At 68.4% G+C, this 20,754-nt stretch carries 14 protein-coding genes; 8 read left to right on the top strand and 6 right to left on the bottom strand.

Annotated elements, in window-relative coordinates:
* Positions 1 to 23: 23 nt before the first annotated feature.
* On the bottom strand, positions 24 to 1,217 hold the full coding sequence (locus tag AB0F51_RS36810) for a S8 family peptidase (RefSeq protein ID WP_360287940.1): 1,194 nt from the start codon (positions 1,215 to 1,217) through the stop codon (positions 24 to 26).
* A gap of 295 nt (positions 1,218 to 1,512) precedes the next feature.
* On the opposite strand from AB0F51_RS36810, the gene secD reads away from it, so the two are divergent.
* The 4 genes from secD (at position 1,513) to AB0F51_RS36790 (ending at position 7,485) form a co-directional block, all read left to right on the top strand.
* Positions 1,513 to 3,813, top strand: a complete 2,301-nt coding sequence (gene secD, locus AB0F51_RS36805) for a protein translocase subunit SecD (protein ID WP_360287938.1) — start codon at positions 1,513 to 1,515, stop codon at positions 3,811 to 3,813.
* A gap of 97 nt (positions 3,814 to 3,910) precedes the next feature.
* On the top strand, positions 3,911 to 5,890 hold the full coding sequence (locus AB0F51_RS36800) for an ATP-dependent DNA helicase (protein ID WP_360288090.1): 1,980 nt from the start codon (positions 3,911 to 3,913) through the stop codon (positions 5,888 to 5,890).
* Positions 5,887 to 6,858: a non-homologous end-joining DNA ligase gene (ligD, locus tag AB0F51_RS36795; protein ID WP_360287936.1), complete on the top strand. Its 972-nt coding sequence runs from the start codon at positions 5,887 to 5,889 to the stop codon at positions 6,856 to 6,858. The genes AB0F51_RS36800 and ligD overlap by 4 nt, the downstream gene beginning before the upstream one ends.
* A gap of 69 nt (positions 6,859 to 6,927) precedes the next feature.
* The gene (locus AB0F51_RS36790; RefSeq protein WP_360287934.1) at positions 6,928 to 7,485 is read left to right on the top strand and encodes a dihydrofolate reductase family protein; all 558 of its coding nucleotides are present in this window, start codon (positions 6,928 to 6,930) and stop codon (positions 7,483 to 7,485) included.
* A gap of 88 nt (positions 7,486 to 7,573) precedes the next feature.
* On the opposite strand, the gene AB0F51_RS36785 is transcribed toward AB0F51_RS36790, so the two are convergent.
* The 3 genes from AB0F51_RS36785 to lexA form a co-directional block, all read right to left on the bottom strand.
* Positions 7,574 to 9,814: a hypothetical protein gene (locus AB0F51_RS36785; protein ID WP_360288088.1), complete on the bottom strand. Its 2,241-nt coding sequence runs from the start codon at positions 9,812 to 9,814 to the stop codon at positions 7,574 to 7,576.
* A gap of 371 nt (positions 9,815 to 10,185) precedes the next feature.
* On the bottom strand, positions 10,186 to 10,698 hold the full coding sequence (locus AB0F51_RS36780; RefSeq protein ID WP_360287932.1) for a glutathione peroxidase: 513 nt from the start codon (positions 10,696 to 10,698) through the stop codon (positions 10,186 to 10,188).
* Positions 10,699 to 10,746: 48 nt separating this feature from the next.
* Entirely contained in the window at positions 10,747 to 11,520 is a 774-nt protein-coding gene (gene lexA / locus AB0F51_RS36775; RefSeq protein WP_360287930.1) for a transcriptional repressor LexA, read from the bottom strand.
* Between the two features lie 391 nt (positions 11,521 to 11,911).
* Between lexA and AB0F51_RS36770 the strand changes: the two genes are divergently transcribed.
* Positions 11,912 to 12,472, top strand: a complete 561-nt coding sequence (locus AB0F51_RS36770; protein ID WP_360287928.1) for a LysM domain-containing protein — start codon at positions 11,912 to 11,914, stop codon at positions 12,470 to 12,472.
* 9 nt (positions 12,473 to 12,481) lie between these two features.
* On the opposite strand, the gene AB0F51_RS36765 is transcribed toward AB0F51_RS36770, so the two are convergent.
* Together AB0F51_RS36765 and AB0F51_RS36760 are read right to left on the bottom strand one after the other, a co-directional pair.
* Positions 12,482 to 13,807 carry a Gfo/Idh/MocA family oxidoreductase gene (locus AB0F51_RS36765; protein WP_360287926.1) on the bottom strand — a complete coding sequence of 442 codons (1,326 nt, stop codon included), beginning with the start codon at positions 13,805 to 13,807 and terminating at the stop codon, positions 12,482 to 12,484.
* 142 nt (positions 13,808 to 13,949) lie between these two features.
* A complete protein-coding gene (locus AB0F51_RS36760) occupies positions 13,950 to 14,900 on the bottom strand; it encodes a nucleoside hydrolase (RefSeq protein ID WP_360287924.1) in 951 nt (316 codons plus the stop codon).
* Between the two features lie 99 nt (positions 14,901 to 14,999).
* Between AB0F51_RS36760 and AB0F51_RS36755 the strand changes: the two genes are divergently transcribed.
* From AB0F51_RS36755 to AB0F51_RS36745, 3 genes are all read left to right on the top strand, one after another.
* On the top strand, positions 15,000 to 16,862 hold the full coding sequence (locus AB0F51_RS36755) for a glycerophosphodiester phosphodiesterase family protein (RefSeq protein WP_360287922.1): 1,863 nt from the start codon (positions 15,000 to 15,002) through the stop codon (positions 16,860 to 16,862).
* A gap of 340 nt (positions 16,863 to 17,202) precedes the next feature.
* Positions 17,203 to 17,682 carry a transcriptional regulator NrdR gene (gene nrdR / locus AB0F51_RS36750; RefSeq protein WP_360287920.1) on the top strand — a complete coding sequence of 160 codons (480 nt, stop codon included), beginning with the start codon at positions 17,203 to 17,205 and terminating at the stop codon, positions 17,680 to 17,682.
* A gap of 107 nt (positions 17,683 to 17,789) precedes the next feature.
* On the top strand, positions 17,790 to 20,684 hold the full coding sequence (locus tag AB0F51_RS36745; RefSeq protein WP_360287918.1) for a vitamin B12-dependent ribonucleotide reductase: 2,895 nt from the start codon (positions 17,790 to 17,792) through the stop codon (positions 20,682 to 20,684).
* Positions 20,685 to 20,754 lie beyond the last annotated feature (70 nt).

Below are 20,754 nucleotides of genomic sequence, written 5' to 3'. Positions count from 1 at the left end.
TCAGGCGGGTCTAGCTGTTGCTACTACAGGCCGTTGGAGAACAGCAGCCGGTTGACCGTGCCACCGGTACCGCCGCCGCTCACCACGTTCGGCGTGGCGTTGGTCTCGATGTACGACTTGACCGTCGCCGGCGTGGCCGACGGGCTGGTCTGCAGGTACAGCGCCGCGACACCGGCGACGTGCGGGGTGGCCATCGAGGTGCCGTTGTAGGAGCCGGTGGTGTTCCCCGGCAGCGTGGAGATGATCGCCGAGCCCGGTGCGTACACGTCGACGCAGGACCCCGTGCTCGAGTACGACGCGCGGGCGTCGGTGTTGGTGCTCGCGGCCACCACCAGCGCGGTGGAGATCCGCCGCGGCAGCCGGTCGCACGAGTTGGCGCCGGTGTTGCCCGCGGAGGCGGCCAGGAAGACGCCGGAGTTGATCATCGCGCGCAGCGAGTTCTCCAGCGTGGTGTTCGGGCTGAAGTTCCACGACGCGTTCGCGACCGCGGGCTTCACCGCGTTCCGGGTGACCCAGTCGACGGCCGCGATCGCCGACGAGGCGGTCCCGCCACCGCTGCAGTTGAGCCACTTCACCCCGTGCAGCCGGACGTTCTTGGCCACGCCGTACGAGGTGGAACCGATGGTGCCGGCGACGTGGGTGCCGTGCCCGTTGCAGTCGGTGTTGTTGGCGTCGATGCCGTTGAAGTCGAAGCTGGCCCGGCCGCCGAAGTTCGGGTGGGTCGCGTCGATGCCGGAGTCGATGATGTAGGCGTGCACCCCGGTACCGGTGCGGGTGTAGGTGTAGGACCGCGACAGCGGCAGGTTGCGCTGGTCGATCCGGTCGATACCCCACGACGGCGGGTTCGTCTGGGTGGTGTCGAGCGCCTGGTACAGCACGTCCTGCGAGATCGCCACCACGTCCGGGTGCTTCTGCAGCGCGGCGAGTTGGCCGGCGGTGAGCTTCGCGCTGAAGCCGGTCACGGCGGTGCTGAACTCGCGCTGCGGAGTGACCCCGAGAGAGCTCTTCAACTTGCCGAGCCGGCTGCCCTTCTTCAGCTCGACGATGTAGGTGTCCTTCACCGCGGTCACGCCGGGCTCGGCGGACGCGGGCTGGACCAGGATGATCCGGCCGCTGGGGTCGGGGACGGGAGCGGCGCTGGCGGTGCTCAGAGCGGTGGTCAGGGCGATGGCCGGCACGATGGCGGCGGCCAGACTCAGGCGGATGCTTCGACGCACTGTTCCTCCTCAGGGAACTCATCACCCACCGGGCGGAGGGGTGATCACACTCGGTCCACAGGCGACTACGGAGTGAGTGGATGAGAAGTTAGGGCCTGCTCGCCTGACGCGTCAATGAGTTCGCTAGCGCGCTGATGCCATGGCACTGCGCTGACAGGCCGGCCCCCGTGCGGTGGCGGGGGACGGGGCACGATCCGTGGCTTGCGCTCGTTCGTAGACTGTGCGTTTCCACGCCCAGTGGAATGCTCTGTGTCACGACACCCGCACCAAGGGTGCCCACTCCCCGGAGGCCCAAGTGTCCCGCTCGTCCCTGGTCCGCGCGCTGTTCGCGTTCCTCGTCCTCGCGGCGTCGACGTACGTCGTCCTGACGGCCAAGCCCGAACTGGGCCTGGATCTGCGCGGTGGTACCCAGATCGTGCTGGAGGCGAGCGACGCGCCGAACGTGAAGGCGGACAAGGAGACCACCGACAAGGCGCTGGAGGTACTGCGCCGCCGGGTCGACGCGCTCGGCGTCAGTGAGCCGACCCTGACCCGCCAGGGCGAGAAGCGGATCATCGTCGAGCTGCCGGGCGTCCAGGACCCGCGCGAGGCGGCGAAGGTGATCGGCAAGACCGCCCAGCTGACCTTCCACCAGGTGCTCGACCTGGTCGAGGCCAAGCCGGCCAAGCCGGCGGCGGGCGAGCTGTACCTCCCCAACGACAACGGCCCCGGCTTCCTGCGCCTGGCCAAGCCGGCGATGACCGGTGAGAAGATCAGCGGCGCGGACGGGCTGATCGACCCGCAGCAGGCCGCACAGGGCTGGTTCGTCCAGATGGACTTCAAGGACGACGGCGGCAAGATCTGGGCGGACATCACCGGCAAGGCGGCCTGTCAGCCGATCAACACCCCGCCGCGGCAGGTCGCCATCGTGCTCGACAACGAGGTGATCAGCGCCCCGCAGGTCGACCCGAACGGCGGCAACCAGCTCTGCAACATCGGCATCGTCGGCGGCCAGAGCACGATCACCGGCTCCTTCACCGAGGAGGAGGCCAAGGACCTGGCCGCGCTGATCGAGGGCGGCTCGCTGCCGGTCCCGGTCAAGGTCATCGACCAGCGCGTCGTCGGCCCGTCGCTGGGCAAGGACGCGATCCAGGCCAGCGCGCTGGCGGGCCTGATCGGCGTCGCGCTGACCGCGCTGTTCATCGTCATCGTCTACCGCCTCGTCGGCCTGATGGCCGTCCTCGGCCTGATCTCGTACGCCGGTCTGTCGTACGCCGCGCTGACGGTGATGGGTGCCACCCTGACCCTGCCCGGCCTGGCCGGTTTCGTGCTGGCGATCGGGATGGCGGTCGATGCGAACGTCCTGGTCTTCGAGCGAGCCCGAGAGGACTACATCGGCGGCCGCACCGACGGCCTGCGGCGATCCCTGCGGAGTGGTTTCAGCAACGCGTTGTCCGCGATCGCCGACTCGAACATCACCACGCTGCTCGCGGCCGGCCTGCTGTTCTTCCTGGCCGCCGGCCCGGTCCGCGGCTTCGGTGTCACGCTGAGCATCGGTGTGATCGCCTCGATGCTGTCCGCCCTCGTCATCACCCGGGTGCTGGCCGAGTTCGTCGTCTCCCGCAAGTTCGTCCTGAACCGGCCCGGGATCAGCGGTATCGCCGGGCACGGCCGGGTCCGGACCTGGCTGGAGGCGAAGAAGCCGCCGTTGATGAAGCACAGCCGTCGCTGGCTGCTGATCACTGCCGCGGCGATCGTCGTCAGCATGGCCGGTGTCGTCGTCAACGGGCTGAACCTCGGCATCGAGTTCACCGGTGGCCGGTTGCTCGAGGTGAGCACGGCCCAGCAGATCACGCCGGACCAGGCCCGCTCCGCGGTGGCCGAGGCGGGCTACCCGAACGCGGTGGTCCAGGCCTCGGGCAAGGACGACATCACGGTCCGGACCGGCACGATCAGCGACGACGAGACCGAGAAGATCCGCGCCGCGATCGCCCAGGTCGGCGGTGGCACCGAGCTGATCCGCAACGAGAGCATCGGCCCGTCGCTGGGCAGCGAACTGCGGGACAAGGCGCTGATCGCGCTCGGTATCGCGCTGCTGGCCCAGCTGGCCTACCTGGCCGCCCGGTTCCGGTGGACGTTCGGGGCCGGCGCGGTGCTGGCCCTGCTGCAGAACGTCGCGGTCGTGGTCGGTGTCTTCGCCTGGACCGGCAAGCCGATCGACGGCATCTTCCTGGCCGCGATGCTGACCATCATCGGTTACACGGTCAACGACTCCGTGGTCGTCTTCGACCGGATCCGGGAGACCCGCAACGCGCGCTCGACCGAGGTCTTCGGGCCGGTCGTCGACACGGCGATCGTCAACGTGCTGCCGCGCACCATCAACACCGGTATCAGCACGTTGTTCATCCTCACCGCGCTGCTCTTCCTCGGTGGTGAGTCGCTCGGTGACTTCGCGCTGGCGCTGCTGCTCGGCATCCTGGTCGGCACCTACTCGTCGAACCTCACCGCGGCACCGCTGCTGGTCGAGCTGGAGCGCCGCTTCCCGGCACCGCCGCCGCGGCCGAAGGTCAAGCAGCGCGACCGCGACGCCGAGCCGGATCGCGGCGCCGTCGTCTGAGCCTTCCGCGTGCCTGTGGGCGGTTGTCCACAGGCACGCGGACTGTGCTTCGGAGATTGTCCGGCCCTGCGGCTAGGGTGATGCGGTGGGTGTCGAAGTGCGGGAACTCCTGGAGGCCGCGGTCTCCGGAATCGGTGGTCAGACGCGTCCGGGCCAGGTCGAGATGGCCGAAGCGGTGAACGCTTCGATGCACGACGGATCGCACCTCCTGGTGCAGGCGGGCACCGGTACCGGCAAGTCGCTCGGCTACCTGGTGCCGGCCCTGATCCATGCGGTGGAGGATCGCCGGGTGGTCGTCTCGACGGCGACCCTGACGCTGCAGTCGCAGCTGGTCGACCGGGATGTGCCGGCGTTGCTCGACGCCACCGAGAAGCTGCTGCCGCGCCGCCCGTCGTACGCGATCCAGAAGGGCCGCAACAACTACGCGTGCCTGCACCGCATCCGCGAAGGCGCGCCCGACGACGACGGCATGCTGATCGACATGCCACCGGCCGGCCCGGTCGGCCAGCAGGTGCTCGAGCTGCGCGACTGGGCCGAGCAGCAACTCCTGGACGGCGAGGCCGGCGACCGCGACCACGCGCCCTCCCACCAGTACCAGGCCTGGCAGCAGGTCGCGATCGCCGCCCGTGAGTGCCTCGGCGCGCAGAAGTGCCCGTACGGCGAGGAGTGTTTCGCCGAGAAGGCCAAGGAAGAAGCGCGCAAGGCCGACATCGTGATCACCAACCACGCGCTGTTGTCGATCGACGCGTTCGAGAACCGGACCGTCCTGCCCGAGCACGACGTGGTGATCGTGGACGAGGCCCACGAGCTGCCGGCCCGAGTGACCGGCGCGGCAGGGGACGAGCTGTCGCCGCAGATGGTCGAGCGGGCCGCCAAGCGGGCCCGCCGATTCATCGACGACGACAAGGCCGACGACCTGATCGACGCCTCGGACGCGCTGCGGGCAGCCCTCGACGAGACGCGCGAAGGCCGGATCGAGGCGTCGAACGGGGTTGTCCTGGAGGCCGCGGCGCTGGTCCGCGACGCGGCCCGCAGCGTGTACTCGGACCTGAACAAGAAGTCCGACGACAAGGACGACGACCCCGACGGCGCGAAACGGCAGTCCAAGGGTGCGGTCAAGGAGATCTTCGACGTCGCCGAGCGGGTCGCCGCGCTGAGCGACCTGGACGTGGTCTGGCTGGTCGACCGGGACCGGTTCGGCCGCGAGCTGCGGATCGCGCCGCTGACCGTCGCCGGGCTGCTGCGCGAGCTGGTGCTGAAGGACCGCACCGTCATCCTGACCTCGGCGACCCTCACCCTGGGTGGCGACTTCGACGCGATCGCCCGGCAGGTCGGGCTCCGGCCCGCCGACAAGCTGGAGCCCGCCGACGAGATGCCGTCGGTCGACACCGACTCGGAGACCGCCCCGCTGCCGTGGCGCGGGCTCGACGTCGGCTCCCCGTTCGAGTACGAGAAACAAGGCATCCTGTACGTCGCCAAGCACCTGCCGCCACCGCATCGCGACGGGCTCGGCAAGAAGCAGTTCGACGAGATCATCGACCTGATCACGGCCGCGGGCGGCCGGACGCTCGGGTTGTTCTCGTCGAGGCGCGCGGCCGAGGCGGCGACGGCGGCCGTCCGGGAGGCGACGGATCTCAAGGTGCTCTGCCAGGGCGACGCGCAGCTGGGCGAATTGTCCCGGGAGTTCGTCGACGACCCGGAGACCTCGCTGTTCGGCACGCTGTCGCTGTGGCAGGGCATCGACGTCCCGGGGTCGACCTGCAACCTGGTGATCATCGACCGGGTGCCGTTCCCGCGTCCGGACGAGCCGTTGATGGCTGCCCGGCAGCGAGCTGTGGACGAAGCCGGCGGCAACGGCTTCATGGCGGTCGCCGCGACGCACGCCGCCTTGTTGTTGGCGCAGGGCACCGGCCGGCTGATCCGCCGGACCACCGATCGCGGCGTGGTCGCGATCCTCGATCCACGCATCGTCACCGCCCGGTACGGCGGCTACCTGCGCGCCTCCTTGCCTCCGATGTGGCCGACCGCCGATCGTGAGAAGGTGCTCGGCGCCTTGAAGAGACTCCAGGACTCATGAGTCCCTCGACCAGCCCACCGGTGCTGCCGATGATGGCGGCGCTCGGCAAGATGCCGTCCGGGCCGGGCTGGTCGTACGAGATGAAGTGGGACGGCATCCGGGTGATCGCGGAGGTCGACGCGAGCGGCTGCCGGTTGTGGTCGCGGAACAGCCGGGACGTTTCCGGCGGCTACCCGGAGCTGCTCGGGCTCGCCACGGCGCCGGGGCTGGAGCTGCCTGCGGTACTGGACGGTGAGATCGTCACGCTGGACGAGTCGGGTGCGCCGTCGTTCGGGCTGCTGCAGCGCAGGATGCACGTTCGCGACCCGCGGCAGCTGGCCCAGCTGATCAAGCAGGTGCCCGTCTCGGTCCGGGTCTTCGACGTACTCCGGTTCGCCGGCCGGTCGTTGCTGGAGGCAACCTACGACGACCGCCGGGCGCTGCTGGACTCCCTCGAGCTCGGTGACCCGTTCTGGGAGGTGCCACCGGCGTACACCGACGGCGAAGAGACACTGGAGTTGTCCGCCTCGACCGGGCTGGAAGGCGTGGTGGCCAAGCGGCGCAAGTCGCGGTACCTGCCCGGCAAACGCAGCTCCGACTGGATCAAGGTCAAGCCGGTCCTGACCCGCGACGTGATCCTCTGCGGCTGGCACCCCGGCGAAGGCAACCGCGAGGGCAAGATCGGCTCCCTGTACTGCGGTGCCTACGACTCGCCCGGCGGAGAACTGGTCCTGATCGGCAAGGTCGGCTCCGGCCTCGACTTCGCCATGCTGGAGATGCTGAGTGCCGAGCTGGCGGCCCTCGAGGTCGACACCCCGCCGTTCAACCCCGCCACCATTCCGAACGCCGACCGCCGCGCGGCGCATTGGCTCGACCCACTCCTGGTCGCGGAGATCACCTACTCCGGCTGGGCTGCCGACGGCCGCCTCCGGCACCCCGTCTGGCGAGGTCTCCGCCTGGACATCGACCCGGACTCCGTCATCCGCTGACCCCTTGTCGAGTTGCCGGCGGCGCCTCCGACGTACCGGCAACAGTCACGTCATGAGGAGAGGATCACCATGCAGGTTTCCGACACCGATCCACAGACCGCGGCGGGCAAGGTGCTGTGGCACTTCACCATGTCGCTGGACGGCTTCGTCGCCGGCCCGAACCACTCGATGGACTGGATGACGGGGTCGAACCGCTCCAGCCTGGTCGACGAGTACGCCGAGACGACCGGCGCAGTACTGGGCGGCCGGGACGGGTGGGAGGCCTTTCCCGATCCGAGCGGCATCTACGGCGGCGCGTGGCAGGGCCCGGTCTTCATCCTCACCCACCATCCCGAGGACGCGGCGGAGGTCGACGGCGTGACGTTGCTGAACTGCGACGTGGCCGAGGCGGTCCGGATCGGTCTGGAGGCCGCGAACGGCAAGAACCTGGAGGTCTTCTCGGCCTCGATCGGGCGGCAGCTGCTCGACCGCGGGCTGATCGACGAGATCGAGCTGCACGTCGCGCCGGTCCTGCTCGGGGACGGGATCCGGTTGTTCGACAACCCCGGGGGTGCGCCGGTCAACCTGGAACTGGTCAACGGCACACCCACCGCGCAGGTGAACCTGCGGTACCGCCCGATCCGCTAGCGGCCGTCCAGCGGATCGGGCGGCCCCGGATCAGCGGCCGGCCAGCGGATCGGACGGGCCCTGGACCAGCGGCCGGCCGGCCCCCGGGTCAGCGGCCGACGTTGGAGCGTTGGGCGGAGAGCAGGATGGTGTAGCCCTCCGGGTAGGTGATCAGGCCGGCCTGCACCAACTGCGAGACCTTGGCACCGACGGCGTTGACGTAGGCCTTGTGGCTGGGCCACGTCGCCTCGGCGTCGGGGAGCTCGTCGATGAGAGTGCAGCCATAGCGGAGATGGCGGTTGGCCACCTTGCTGTCAATGTTGCCGGTCCAGACGGTCGCCCGCAGATCCGACTTGGGACAGGGATCGACTGGCGGCGTGTAGGAGGCGATGTGAGTGTGGCTGGTGTCGCCGTCCGGCCGGAGCAGCATGTAGTAGGTACCGGTCGGCGCCTGGGTGAGCCGGAGGAGCCCGCGGTCGCGCAGGATGGTCTTCGTCCCCGCCAGGCTGTCCACGACGAACAGCCGGCCGTCGTTGACGGCGTACAGGTAGCCGTCGCGCCAGGACATTGCACCGTCGGCGGATCCGGTCTCGCTGTCGAAGACGGCGATCCGGCGGCTGACCTCACCGGTCGTCGGGTCGGCGACGAACACCGTGCCGTCGGCCAGTCCCCACAGCTTGCCGTCGGGTCCGATGCTCAGCTCGGTGATGCTCTCCGCACCCGGCACCGGTACGAGGTCCGTGGTCACCGCGCCGGTCGCCGGGTCGACCTTGACCAGGTGCGCCTCGGTCGCGCGCGGCTCGGTGCCCTGCCCGCCCTCGATGCTGGAGCCGGCCCACACGGCCGAGCCGACGGGCTGAATCGACGCGATCGTCTGGTCGGCGACGATGTTTCGGTGCACCACGAACTGATCCGTGGAGATGGTGTAGACGGTGAACGCGCCGCCGTACTCGCCGTACCCGGGAGTGGTGCCCACGTAGACGCGATCTCCTGAGGGGACGACCGACACCGGCCGGTTCTGCAGATGGCTGTCCACCAGGTCGAAGAGAATCCGTGGATTGGTCGGGCTCGCCGGGGCATGGGGGTCCCAGTGCTGCAGCCGGCCGTACGGGTAGACGCCGACGTACAGCTGGTTCGCAGCGTTCCAGGCCCAGCCCTCGACCTGTCCTTGCCGGGCGGTGACTATCGTCCGGGTGGTGGCTGGGTCGTAGGTGGCGGTGGTGCCGTTGAGGAAGGCGTTGAGCAGGATGTTTCCCGTGACCGGATCAGCGATCGTGTGCATCAACGGGCTGGGCACGTACAGGAACGGCGACGACCACTGCTGCAGTACGCCGGTCTGTGGGTCGTAGCGCCAGGTGCCACCGGAGTAGTTTCCGCCCAGGCCGTAGAGGATCGGCCGGCCGCCTTCGACGATCCACCCGTACCCCATCGCGCCACCTCGGGTGACCCGGACTCCGGAGTCCACCGGGCCGACCGTGTCGTTGGTCGTGTCGTAGCGGGTGAGATTCAGGTTGGAGGTGAAGTAGACGCCACCCGGCCCGGCCGGCGAGACGCCCCGGGCGCCGATCGGGTACTCCGTGATCGGGGTGTTGGTGGTCCGGTCGGTGAAGACGAGCTGCTTGCCGGTCACCGCGTCGAACACCACCAACCGCCCGGCGGCATTGGCGAAAACCCGGCCGTTCGCGTAGTCCAGCTCCTGGATGTCCTTGGCATGCAGGTCCGGGGGAGTGAGGTCCTCCCTGGCGCCGGTCTCCAGGTCGATCCTGATCAGCTTCCCCACCGGCGTCGCGAGTCCGACGAACAGCGCGTTGTGATCGGGGTCGTAGGCAGCGGCCCGGACGTACTGCTGCACCGGGTCCATCGAGCCGTAGTCGGTGAACTTGTTGGTGACCGGGTCGTACTTGAACGCGTGCGCATTCGGGTACGTGCCGGCGTACACGGCACCGTCCCGGCCCGCGGTGAGCCCGAACATGAACGTCTCACCACCCACCGGCGCCCCGAGGTCGGTGACGGTTTGCGTCTCGGGGCGATAGCGGTAGAGGTGCGCGTTCGGATACGTGCCGACGTACACGCTGCCGTCGCTGGCGATCGTGATCGCCCACGCCCCGGCGGCTCCCGCCAGCGGGATGGTGCGCAGGCGTTCCCGGGTCTGCAGGTCGACGATGTTGAGCTGCGCGTTCTCACCGGCCGGTACGGCGTACACGACGGCGCGCCCGTCGGCCTCTCGCCCGAACGCGCCCTCCATCACCGTCAGCGAGGTGAGCGGTGTGCCGAGGTCCTGGATGACATCGGCCGTGGGCGTGACCTGTGCGGCCTGCGCGGAGATCGGCACGACACCCGCACCGAACATGACCAGCACCGCGAGCAACCCCGGCCAGAGCCGTCGGCGACGAGCGGAAGCGGAGTGGGAACGAGGCGCGAACCCCAAGGCATGCTGAAGAGAACGACGGCGCGGAATCATGGCGGATCTCCCTGCGACGGATCCCCAGACCGTATAACGGCCATGACCGTAACGTCCAGATCTCAGCAAAGATCAAACGGCCTGTCCGTAATTGCACACGTGTTCTTCAACCAACGGCTGCTTCACCGGGCCGACGACGGGAGGCGGCGGGTGGCCGTTTGTGGTTTGCACTGCGACGTGGGTTGACACAGTGTCGCAGGCAGAAAAACGGCATCGATTCCAGGCGTGGCCCGGAATCGATGCCAGTTACCGCTGGTGGATCAGTCGGCCGACTCGCGCCGGCTGGAGACCGGTACGGCGAGCGCCGCCTCGATCTTGTCCGCCAGTTTCTCCGGTGTCGCTGTCGGCGCGTAGCGCGCGATCACGCCCCCGTCGCGGCCGATCAGGAACTTGGTGAAGTTCCATTTGATCCGGCCCCCGAGCAGGCCGCCCTGCTCGCGCTTCAGCCAGTTGTACAGCGGAAGCGTCTTGGAACCGTTCACGTCGATCTTTGCGAACATCGGGAACGTGACGTGGTAGATCGTCGAGCAGAAGTTCGCGATCTCGTTCTCGTCGCCGGGCTCCTGGTGGCCGAACTGGTCGCAGGGAAAACCGAGCACCGAGAAGCCCTGTTTGCGGTAGGTCTTGTAGAGCTTCTGGAGTCCGGTGTACTGCGGCGTCTGGCTGCACTGGGAAGCCGTGTTCACCACCAGGAGCACCTGGTCGCGGAAGTCGGCAAGAGACTGTTCATTGCCTTCGATCCGGGTGGCGCTGAAGTCATAGACAGTCGTCATATCTCAATCCTGACATGTCCCGCGCGACTCCGCGCGCCGTCTGAGATGTCAGACACGCCGCAGAACTGTTACGACCTTTCCGAGAATGACCGCGTCCTTGCCGTCGATCGGCTCGAAGGCGGGGTTGTGCGGCAGCAGCAGGATCTCGGTCGCGGTCTTCTTGAACGTCTTCACGGTCGCCTCGCCGTCGATCATCGCGGCGACGATGTCACCGTTGTCGGCGGTCTGCTGCTGGCGCACGACGACCCAGTCGCCGTCGCAGATGGCGGCCTCGATCATCGACTCACCCTTGACCTTCAGCATGAACAAGGTGCCTTCCCCAACCATTGCCCTGGGCAACGGGAAGACCTCCTCGATGTCCTGCTCGGCAAGGATCGGGCCACCGGCGGCGATCCGGCCGACCACCGGCACGTACGCCGCGGCCGGGTGCGCGTCGCCGGCCCCGGTCTCGTCGTACGCGGTCTGCCGGACGGCGCCGAGCGAGCTGCGCCGGGCCGCGTCGGCGACCTCGCCGGGGTAGCGGACCTCGATCGCGCGCGGCCGGTTCGGGTCGCGGCGGAGCAGGCCCTTCTGCTCGAGCACCTTCAGCTGGTGCGACACCGAGGACGAGCTGGTCAGGCCGACCTTCTCGCCGATCTCGCGCATCGACGGCGGGTAGCCCCGGCTGTCGACGGAGTCGCGGATGACGTCCAGGACACGCCGCTGGCGCGGGGTCAGGCCGGTGGCGTCGGCAGGACCGTCGGGCAGCTCGGACACGGTCTTGGCGGAAACCTCCGCGGTACTGCGATCGTCCTTGCTGGAACCGCTCGGCGTCCTGGCCATCGTCTGGCTCTCCTCGGGTCGGGCCGGCGGTCGGGCACCGGCCAGGCTTTGTCGACTGAGAAGACCGTAGACCGAATCCTGAGATTCTTCAAACATCTGTTCGAAGGCGTGTCGGTTCGCACGTTTGTTCGCGTGTCGGGTTATAGGGCCCGGCCCGGGCGGGAATTTCTCCGGCGTGTCATGGTTGGAAATGGTTGCGTACCGGGCGGCTGTCGGTTAATCATTCGTACAGGCGTTCGATCGAACAGGTGTTCGGATCGGTCGCCCGGAACGGTCCGGGAGCGGTCTACAGGCCGGCTCGCCGAAAACTGTCGGTGGCGGCCGATAGACAGGGGATCGACACCGAACGAGGCACCCGAACGACTGCAACGAACGAGGTCTGGAGGATCCGATGAGCACAGCGGCACTGACGTCAGGAGCCCTGACATCAGGCGTGGTGACGCCCGCGACCGAGGTGACCCAGTCACCCGGCGAGACGCGTCGGCGCCGCCGGATCCCCGGGACGACCACGGAGCCCCTCCCTGTTCGCGCCTGCTCCGGCGAGGTGCTGGGTCGCGAGGCGCTGGACAGGCACATCCAGGCGCGTCTTGCGGAGCGGCCTGGCTCGGCGGCAAGCCGCGCCCGGGCCGCCTGGTCGACCGACATCGAGCCCCCGGCCCTCCGGTTGACCCGCCGCGGCCGCATGCTGCTGACCACCGCTTCGGTCCTGGTCTTCGGCGCGGCCATCGCGGTCCTCGGCCTCCGGGTGGCCGGCGTCCTGGACCCGCAGCCCACGTTCGACCACACCATCCAGGTCCAGGTCGGCGCCGGCCAGACGCTGTGGTCCATCGCCCAGGAGACCAACCCGACCGAGGACCCGACCGTCGTGGTCGAGAAGATCGCCGACCTCAACAACCTCCGCAATGCCGCCGACGTGACCCCCGGCCAAACCCTCCAGGTCCCCGTCCGCTGACCTGCCCGGTCAGCTCAGCAAGGTGCTGACCTGTACTGCCTGGCCGGTTTCGAAGGACTGGTTGGCTGCTAGGCCGATGAGGAGGGAGCGGGCGCCGTCTTGGTGGTCTGCGCCTCGGCCGAGTGGGTCTTCGGTGGGGTCGCCGAACAGGGACTCGAGCAGGCGAGCGTCTCCGCCGCCGTGGCCTTGGCCGAGTTCGCCGTGCAGCAGCGTCTGCGGCGGCTCCCACAGGGGGTGCAAGGTCAGCAGCGCTTCGGTCTCACCCGGCTTCGCATCACCGTGCTGCACCGCAGTCGCGTGCTGCTGGTCCTCCGGCGGCGTCGCGTAGGTGTTCTCCCGGACCAGAAGTTCCAGCCGCCCCGCGCTCCCGTTGAAGCCGATCCGGTAGCCCTCCCACGGCGAGTACGCCGTCAGGTGATAGCTCAGCGACGCCCCAGTCGAATATCTGACCAGCACCGCCATGTCGTCCTCGATCGTGATTCCCGGCGCGAACACGTTCTGGTCGCGGTGATAGCCGTCCTCGTGCTCGGCCTCCAGATACAGCTCCCGCAATTGCGGCGTCGCGGCCAGCTTGATCGCAAACGGATCGTCCGCCGCCGCGGCCGAGGAATCGGCGCGCTCGTAATCACGTGCCAGCCCGCGCTTCTTCCCGTTCACATCCCCGTAGAAGAACAGCTTCCCGTCGGCGAACACCGTCACCGGCTCGGCACCGATCCACCAGTTGACCAGGTCGAAATGATGGGTCGCCTTGTGCACCATCAACCCGCCCGCGTTCGCCTTGTCGCGATGCCAGCGGCGGAAGTAGTCCGCGCCGTGCCGGACGTCGAGCAGCCACTCGAAATGCACCGACCCGATGTCCCCGATCGCCCCCGAAGCGATCACCTCACGGACCTTCGCGTGCACCGGGTTGTACCGGTAGTTGAACGCCACCCGCACCGACCCCGCCGACTTCTCCGCCGCCGCCAGAATTCGCCGGCACCGCTCGGAGTCGATCGTCATCGGCTTCTCGGTGATCACGTCCAACCCGGCCTCGAGCGCGGTCACGATGTAGTCGTCGTGCGTCCGGTCCATCGAGGTCACCACGACGGCGTCCACGCGCTGCTCGGTCAGCATCCGGCCGAAGTCGGCAGCGTCGTACTGCGGAACTGCGGCCGCGCCGAACTTCTCGGCCAGCCAACGGTTGTGCACCGCCATCCGGGTCTGGTTCACGTCGCAGAAGCCGACCAGTTCGGCGCGATCGGCGTACGGGCCGGCCAGGGCGTTCACGAAGGTCTGGGCGCGGGCTCCAAGTCCGACCACGGCGTAGCGGCGACGTTCCTGGGCAACTGTGGACAAAACGGACTCCTCGTGAGGCCAAGCGGGCAGCGGCAAACGTTTGCCATGCAACCACGCCCGCTTTGTCCGAACAACCCGGTGGCCGATTCCGGACGCCTCACGACCCAGCCGAAGAGTTACGCGTACTTCGGCCAACCAAGGACTACCGCACCGTCGCCAGCCAGAGATCGGCATAGCGCCGGCCGTCCACCGCCGTCGCCACCTGTACTACGGACGGCGCCGCGCCGTACGGGTCGCTGGTCAGATCACCCGTCCAGTCCCGCGTGTCGACGAGCGTGCGCCCCCGCGACCAACTACCCGACAACTCCACCCGCACCGGGAACGCCTGGGTGGTCAGGCCCTCCGGATCGATCACCGCGCAGACCGCACCCCCGTCGCCGATGCTCGCTCCATCCGACCCGTAGAGCGCACTGCGCTTCTCGATCAGCCGCCGAGCCAGTTCGGCCGACTCGGATCCACTGAGCGCCTTCGCCTCGGCCAGCGGAATCATCACGTCGTAGAACACGTCCAGCCCGTACATGGTCACCGGTACGCCGAGCTCAGTGGCCGCGTTGAGCGTGATCGCGGCAGCCTCCGGGTCGGTCCAGATGTTGAACTCCGCCGACGCGGTCGCGTTGCCGATCCCGATAGCGCCACCCATGAAGACGATCTCGCGCAGCCCCGCGGCCGCTTCGGGATAGGTCCGGAGGAGCAACGCGATGTTGGTCATTGGTGCCAACGGGATCAGAGTGATCAGTTCGCCGGTCCGGGAAGCCTCCAGCAGCGCGTCACGCAGCAGTTCGACAGCGTGCCGGGCGTCCGCAGTACGGGTGGATTTCGGCCAGTCGATGTCGCCGAGGCCGTCGACGCCGTGGACATGAGGGGCCGCGCGGACGGGTTGCAGCAAAGGGAGTGCGGCGCCGCGGCCGACCGGAACATCCGGGCGGCCGGCTGCATCGAGCACCGTCAGCGTGTTGACGACGACCTCGTCCAGGCCGACGTTGCCGCCGACGCAGGTGACTGCTTTGAGGTCGAGATCGGGGTGCCGGGCGGCGAGGAGCAGGGCGCAGGCGTCGTCCAGTCCGGTGTCGACGTCGAGGATGACCGGTTTCATGTCTGCCATCCTCGCCCATCGCCGCGGTCGTCCAGTGTTGGCGGTCAATTCATCACCGGCTCTGGCGAAGTTCGCGTTACTTTCCTACGTTCGGTGCCCATGAAGCTCACTCGACACCGCCCCGGAGCAGCGCTCACCGCGCTCGTCGCGATCACCGCCTTGCTCGCCGCTCCTCCAGCGCAGGCCGACCCCCCGGCAACCTCCGCCAACGCCCCAACGGCCAACGACACTTTGGCCGCGCCCACGGTCAACGAGACGTTCGACGGCGCCGCGCTCCCGACCGGCTGGAACGCGGTCGACGGCACCTGGAAGGTCCAAAGCGGCCGCCTCGTCGGTACGTCGACATCCTCCAGCCAGCTGAGCCGCATCACCTTCGGCACCCCACTGACCGACTACCGCATCGAAAGCCACCTCCGCTTCGACTCGGCCGTCGATGCTGCCCGCTGGGTCGCCTTCGGCCTCGACCTCGCCCCGGCCGGCACAGTCCCTTGGTCAATCGCGACCCTCCGCAACGGCTCGACCGCCACGAACGGGCTCGAGTTCGCACAACGGACGACCGCGAACACCTGGAAGGTCACCGACACGGCCGCCGCTCCACTGCTCGTCGGTGTCGGCAAGGAGGTCGCCCTCGCCGTCGAGGTCCGCGGTACCAGGGCCACCTGGTACGTCGATGGCCGCGAGTCCCTGCGAACCAGCATGGTGAGTCGCACGCCTGGCGGAGTACAGGCGCTGGTCGTCAATGGCGCGACGGTGTCCTTCGATGACCTCAAGGTGACTCCGTTGGCTCGGGAGTCGTTCATCCGCAAGCCCGGTGAACCGCTGCGGGTCTGGGCGCATCGCGGCGCCTCGTCGGCCGCGCCGGAGAACACGGCTGCTTCGGACGAGGTCGCGCGGCGTGCCCGGGCCGAGTGGATCGAGAACGACGTCCAGCCGACGAAGGACGGCGTACCGGTGATCCTGCACGACACCACGGTGGATCGGACCACCGATGGGACCGGTGCCGTTCGGTCGTTGACCGCAGCGCAAGTTGCCGCGCTGGATGCCGGTTCGTGGTTCGCTCCCGCTTTCGCGGGGCAGCGGGTTCCGACGCTGGCCTCTCAGCTCGACGGCCTGAAGACGCGGGGCGGCAACCTGCTGCTCGAGACCAAGGGAGTGCACACCGAGGACTCGGTCGCGCGGATCGTCAGTGAGATCCGGAGCAGGGGGATGAGCAGCCGGGTCTTCGTGCAGAGCTTCGAGCCGCAGCACCTGCGCTGGATGCACGAGCTGGCGCCCGAACTGCCGCTCGGCCTGCTCCGCAGCACGCTCGACCCCGATCCGGTCGCCATCGCCAAGGACCTCGGCCTTTCGGCGTACAACCCGTCGGATGCCGCCCTGGCGGCTCGTCCGGCCGCAGTCAACGAACTGCACGCAGCCGGGGTCGCCGTGAACGTGTGGACAGTCGACGACGCGGCGCGCTGGGACGCGCTCGAGAAGGCAGGTGTGGACGGAATCATCACGAACCGTCCCGCCGAGCTGGCCGGCTGGAACGCGGCTTTCCTGCAGCGCGACAAGCCGCGCGTCCTGTCTCCGGCGGCCGGAGCGAAGCTCGATCGTGCTCAGCAGATCACGATCGCGACGACTGTGGGGGAGTCGATCACTCTCGACGGCCGGCCGGTGGCCAATGGCACGGTCGTGGATGCCAGCACCCTGGCCCTCGGTCCGCACGAGATCAAGGTGCTGACCGCCGACACGCCGGTCGCGGCGTCCACCTTCGAGATTGTCCCGACACCGACCGGCCTCGCCCATCTCATCCTGACCTCCGGCGCGTCTCAGAATGCGGTCGCCACGATGACCGGACTGGTCGGCCGGCGCCAGTACGGCGTACTGGCCACGTACGCTGCGACCCCCGCCGCGGCGGGGTTGAGCGCAGTACGGCGGGAGCTGATCGTGACCGAGTCACGACTCCTCGCGACGCGCTGATCGCACTCCTCGGGAGGCGGTGACAACACTCCGCCGGCCGGGCTCCAGGGTAGGTCACCCCGGGGTCCGGCCGGCCGCATTTTGCTCCTCGGAACGGGCTTCGCGACGGCGCCACGCGGGACTACACGGGCCCGTGCGGGTGTTGGAACAAGGAGACGCGCGCGAGATCCGGGCGTTCTTGCAAACTGTCGGAGCAGGGACGTAGCATCCCTAGATGTAGTGGTTACACGGGTGTAATTTTCCACAGGTAGTGGTCAGTTACTCACAGGTCATACACAAGTTGTCCCCAGGCTGATCCACAAGCGTCGCGTTCGGCGCCTCACGGGAGGAGTGATTCGTCGTGCACTGTCCGTACTGCCGGCACGTGGACTCCCGGGTGGTCGACAGCCGGGTCGCCGAGGACGGCGGAGCGATCCGCCGCCGCCGGCAGTGCCCGGTCTGCGAGAAGCGGTTCACCACCGTCGAGCAGATGCAGCTCACGGTCGTGAAGCGCTCCGGCGCCACCGAGCCGTTCAGCCGGGAGAAGGTCATCAACGGAGTCGGCAAGGCCTGCAAGGGCCGGCCGGTCGGCGTGGACGCCCTGGCCCGGCTGGGCCAGCAGGTCGAGGACGCGCTGAAGGGCAGCGGCTCGCCGGAGGTGCCGGCCCACGAGGTCGGCCTGGCGATCCTCGGACCGCTGCGGGAGCTCGACGAGGTCGCGTACCTGCGCTTCGCGAGTGTCTACCGGCAGTTCGAGTCGGCCGACGACTTCGAGACGGAGATCGCGTTGCTCAGGGCCGAGAAGGAGCCCCAGGGCACCGAGCCGTCCGTACAGACATAAATCGGGGAACCGCAGCACCAGGCGTTACCGCAGTGCAGCACTCAACGGGGCGATCCCGACAGATCGTGGCTTTGACACAGGGCGCATTTCAGAGGCGAGGAGCAATCATGACAGAGACGGTGACCGGCCACTCGGGGTCGACCAAGAGGTCGGCGGCCGGGTTCCGGGGGCGCAAGAACGCGCCCGCGGGACTCACCATCGAGCGCATCTTCACGACCGAGGGTGTTCACCCCTACGACGAGGTGACGTGGGAGCGCCGCGACGTCGTGCAGCAGAACTGGAAGACGGGTGAGACCGTCTTCGAGCAGCGCGGAGTCGAGTTCCCCGACTACTGGAGCGTGAACGCCTCGACGATCGTCACCACCAAGTACTTCCGCGGCGCCGTCGGTCACGACAACCGGGAGTGGAGCCTCAAGCAGCTGCTCGACCGGGTCGTGAAGACCTACCGCAAGGCCGGCGAGGAGCACGGGTACTTCGCCACCGCGGCCGACGCCGAGGTGTTCGAGCACGAGCTCACCTGGATGCTGCTGCACCAGTACTTCAGCTTCAACTCGCCGGTCTGGTTCAACGTCGGTACGACGTCCCCGCAGCAGGTGTCGGCCTGCTTCATCCTCGCCGTCGACGACTCGATGGACTCGATCCTGAACTGGTACAAGGAAGAGGGCCTGATCTTCAAGGGCGGCTCCGGTGCCGGCCTGAACCTGTCCCGGATCCGTTCCTCCAAGGAGCTGCTGCAGTCCTCCGGCGGCACCGCGTCCGGCCCGGTCAGCTTCATGCGCGGTGCGGACGCGTCCGCGGGCACCATCAAGTCCGGTGGCGCCACCCGCCGCGCGGCCAAGATGGTCGTGCTGGACGTCGACCACCCCGACATCGAGGAGTTCGTCGAGACCAAGATGCGCGAGGAGGACAAGATCCGCGTCCTCCGCGACGCCGGGTACGACATGGACCTCGGCGGCCGCGACATCACCTCGGTGCAGTACCAGAACGCCAACAACTCGGTCCGGGTCACCGACGAGTTCATGCGCGCGGTCGAGGAGCGCGGCGAGTTCGGCCTGCGGGCCCGGATCGACAACTCGATCATCGAGACCGTCGACGCCCGCGAGCTGTTCGACAAGATCAGCCACGCCGCCTGGGCCTGCGCCGACCCGGGCATCCAGTACGACGACACGATCAACGACTGGCACACCACCCCGGAGACGGGCCGGATCACCGCGTCCAACCCGTGCTCGGAGTACATGCACCTGGACAACTCGTCCTGCAACCTGGCCTCGCTGAACCTGATGAAGTTCCTCACCGACGACGACAAGTTCGACTCGGTCAACTTCGTCAAGGCGGTCGAGCTGATCATCACCGCGATGGACATCTCGATCTGCTTCGCCGACTTCCCGACCGAGGCGATCGGCGAGACCACCCGCGCCTACCGGCAGCTGGGCATCGGGTACGCGAACCTCGGCGCGCTGCTGATGGCGACCGGGCACGCCTACGACTCCGACGGTGGTCGCGCACTGGCGGGCGCTATCACCTCGCTGATGACCGGTACGTCGTACAAGCGGTCGGCCGAGCTGGCCGGCATCGTCGGCCCGTACGACGGTTTCGAGCGCAACAAGGACGCGCACACCCGGGTGATGCGCAAGCACGCCGCGGCCAACGACGCGATCCGGACCGTGCACGAGATCGACGCCGACGTGCAGAAGCACGCGACGGCCGCCTGGGAGGGCGTGCTGAAGATCGGCGCGAAGAACGGCTGGCGCAACGCGCAGGCCTCGGTGCTGGCCCCGACCGGCACGATCGGCTTCATGATGGACTGCGACACGACCGGGATCGAGCCGGACTTCTCGCTGGTCAAGTTCAAGAAGCTGGTCGGCGGCGGCTCGATGCAGATCGTCAACCAGACGGTGCCGCGGGCGCTGCGTCAGTACGGCTACACCGAGGAGACGATCGAGGCGATCGTCGAGTACATCGCCGAGCACGGTCACGTCGTCGACGCACCGGGCCTGAAGACCGAGCACTACTCGATCTTCGACACCGCGATGGGTGAGCGCGCGATCAAGCCGATGGGCCACGTGCGGATGATGGCGGCGGCGCAGCCGTTCCTGTCCGGCGCGATCTCGAAGACGGTCAACCTGCCCGAGACCGCGACGGTCGAGGAGATCGCCGACGTCTACTTCCAGGGCTGGAAGCTCGGCCTGAAGGCGCTGGCCGTCTACCGCGACAACTGCAAGGTCGGCCAGCCGCTGTCGGACTCGAAGGCCAAGAAGGCTGACGCGTCGACCGAGGCCGCGGCCGAGAAGGTCGTCGAGAAGATCATCGAGTACCGGCCGACCCGCAAGCGGCTGCCGAAGTCCCGCCCGTCCCGCACCACCTCGTTCAGCGTCGGTGGCGCGGAGGGTTACATGACGGCAGGCTCCTACCCCGACGACGGTCTGGGCGAGGTCTTCCTCAAGATGGGCAAGCAGGGCTCGACCCTGGCCGGCGTGATGGACGCCTTCTCGATCGCGATCTCGATCGCGCTGCAGCACGGTGTGCCGCTGGAGACCTACGTCCAGAAGTTCACCAACCTGAAGTTCGAGCCGGCCGGTCTGACCGACGACCCGGACGTCCGGATGGCGCAGTCGATCATGGACTACATCTTCCGCCGGCTGGCGCTGGACCACCTGTCCTTCGACGAGCGCGCCGCCCTGGGCATCTACTCCGCCGAGGAGCGCTCCCGTCAGCTCGACACCGGTTCCTACGAGCCGGCCCCGGTCGAGGTGTCGGAAGCCGAGTCGCTGAAGTCCGTCGAGCCGATCACCGACAAGGCCGAGCCCGAGGAAGCGGCCCCGGCCGAAGCCGCGGCGGCCAAGCCGGTCAGCTCCGAGGTCCGCACCACCGCCGAGATGTTCGAACTCATCACCGGCACCTCGGTCGACGCCCCGCTCTGCTTCACCTGCGGCACCAAGATGCGCCCCTCCGGCTCCTGCTACGTCTGCGAAGGCTGCGGCAGCACCTCCGGCTGCAGCTAGTTGCTGCGGCAGCTCCTTCGCTGCAGCTGACCCTGGTTGATAGCACCACGGCCCCCGGGAACTTCCCATT

Source organism: Kribbella sp. NPDC023855 (genome assembly GCF_040639475.1).
Taxonomy (GTDB): domain Bacteria; phylum Actinomycetota; class Actinomycetes; order Propionibacteriales; family Kribbellaceae; genus Kribbella.
Note: the sequence above shows the minus strand (reverse complement) of the source record. Positions and strands in the feature narration are given on the sequence as shown.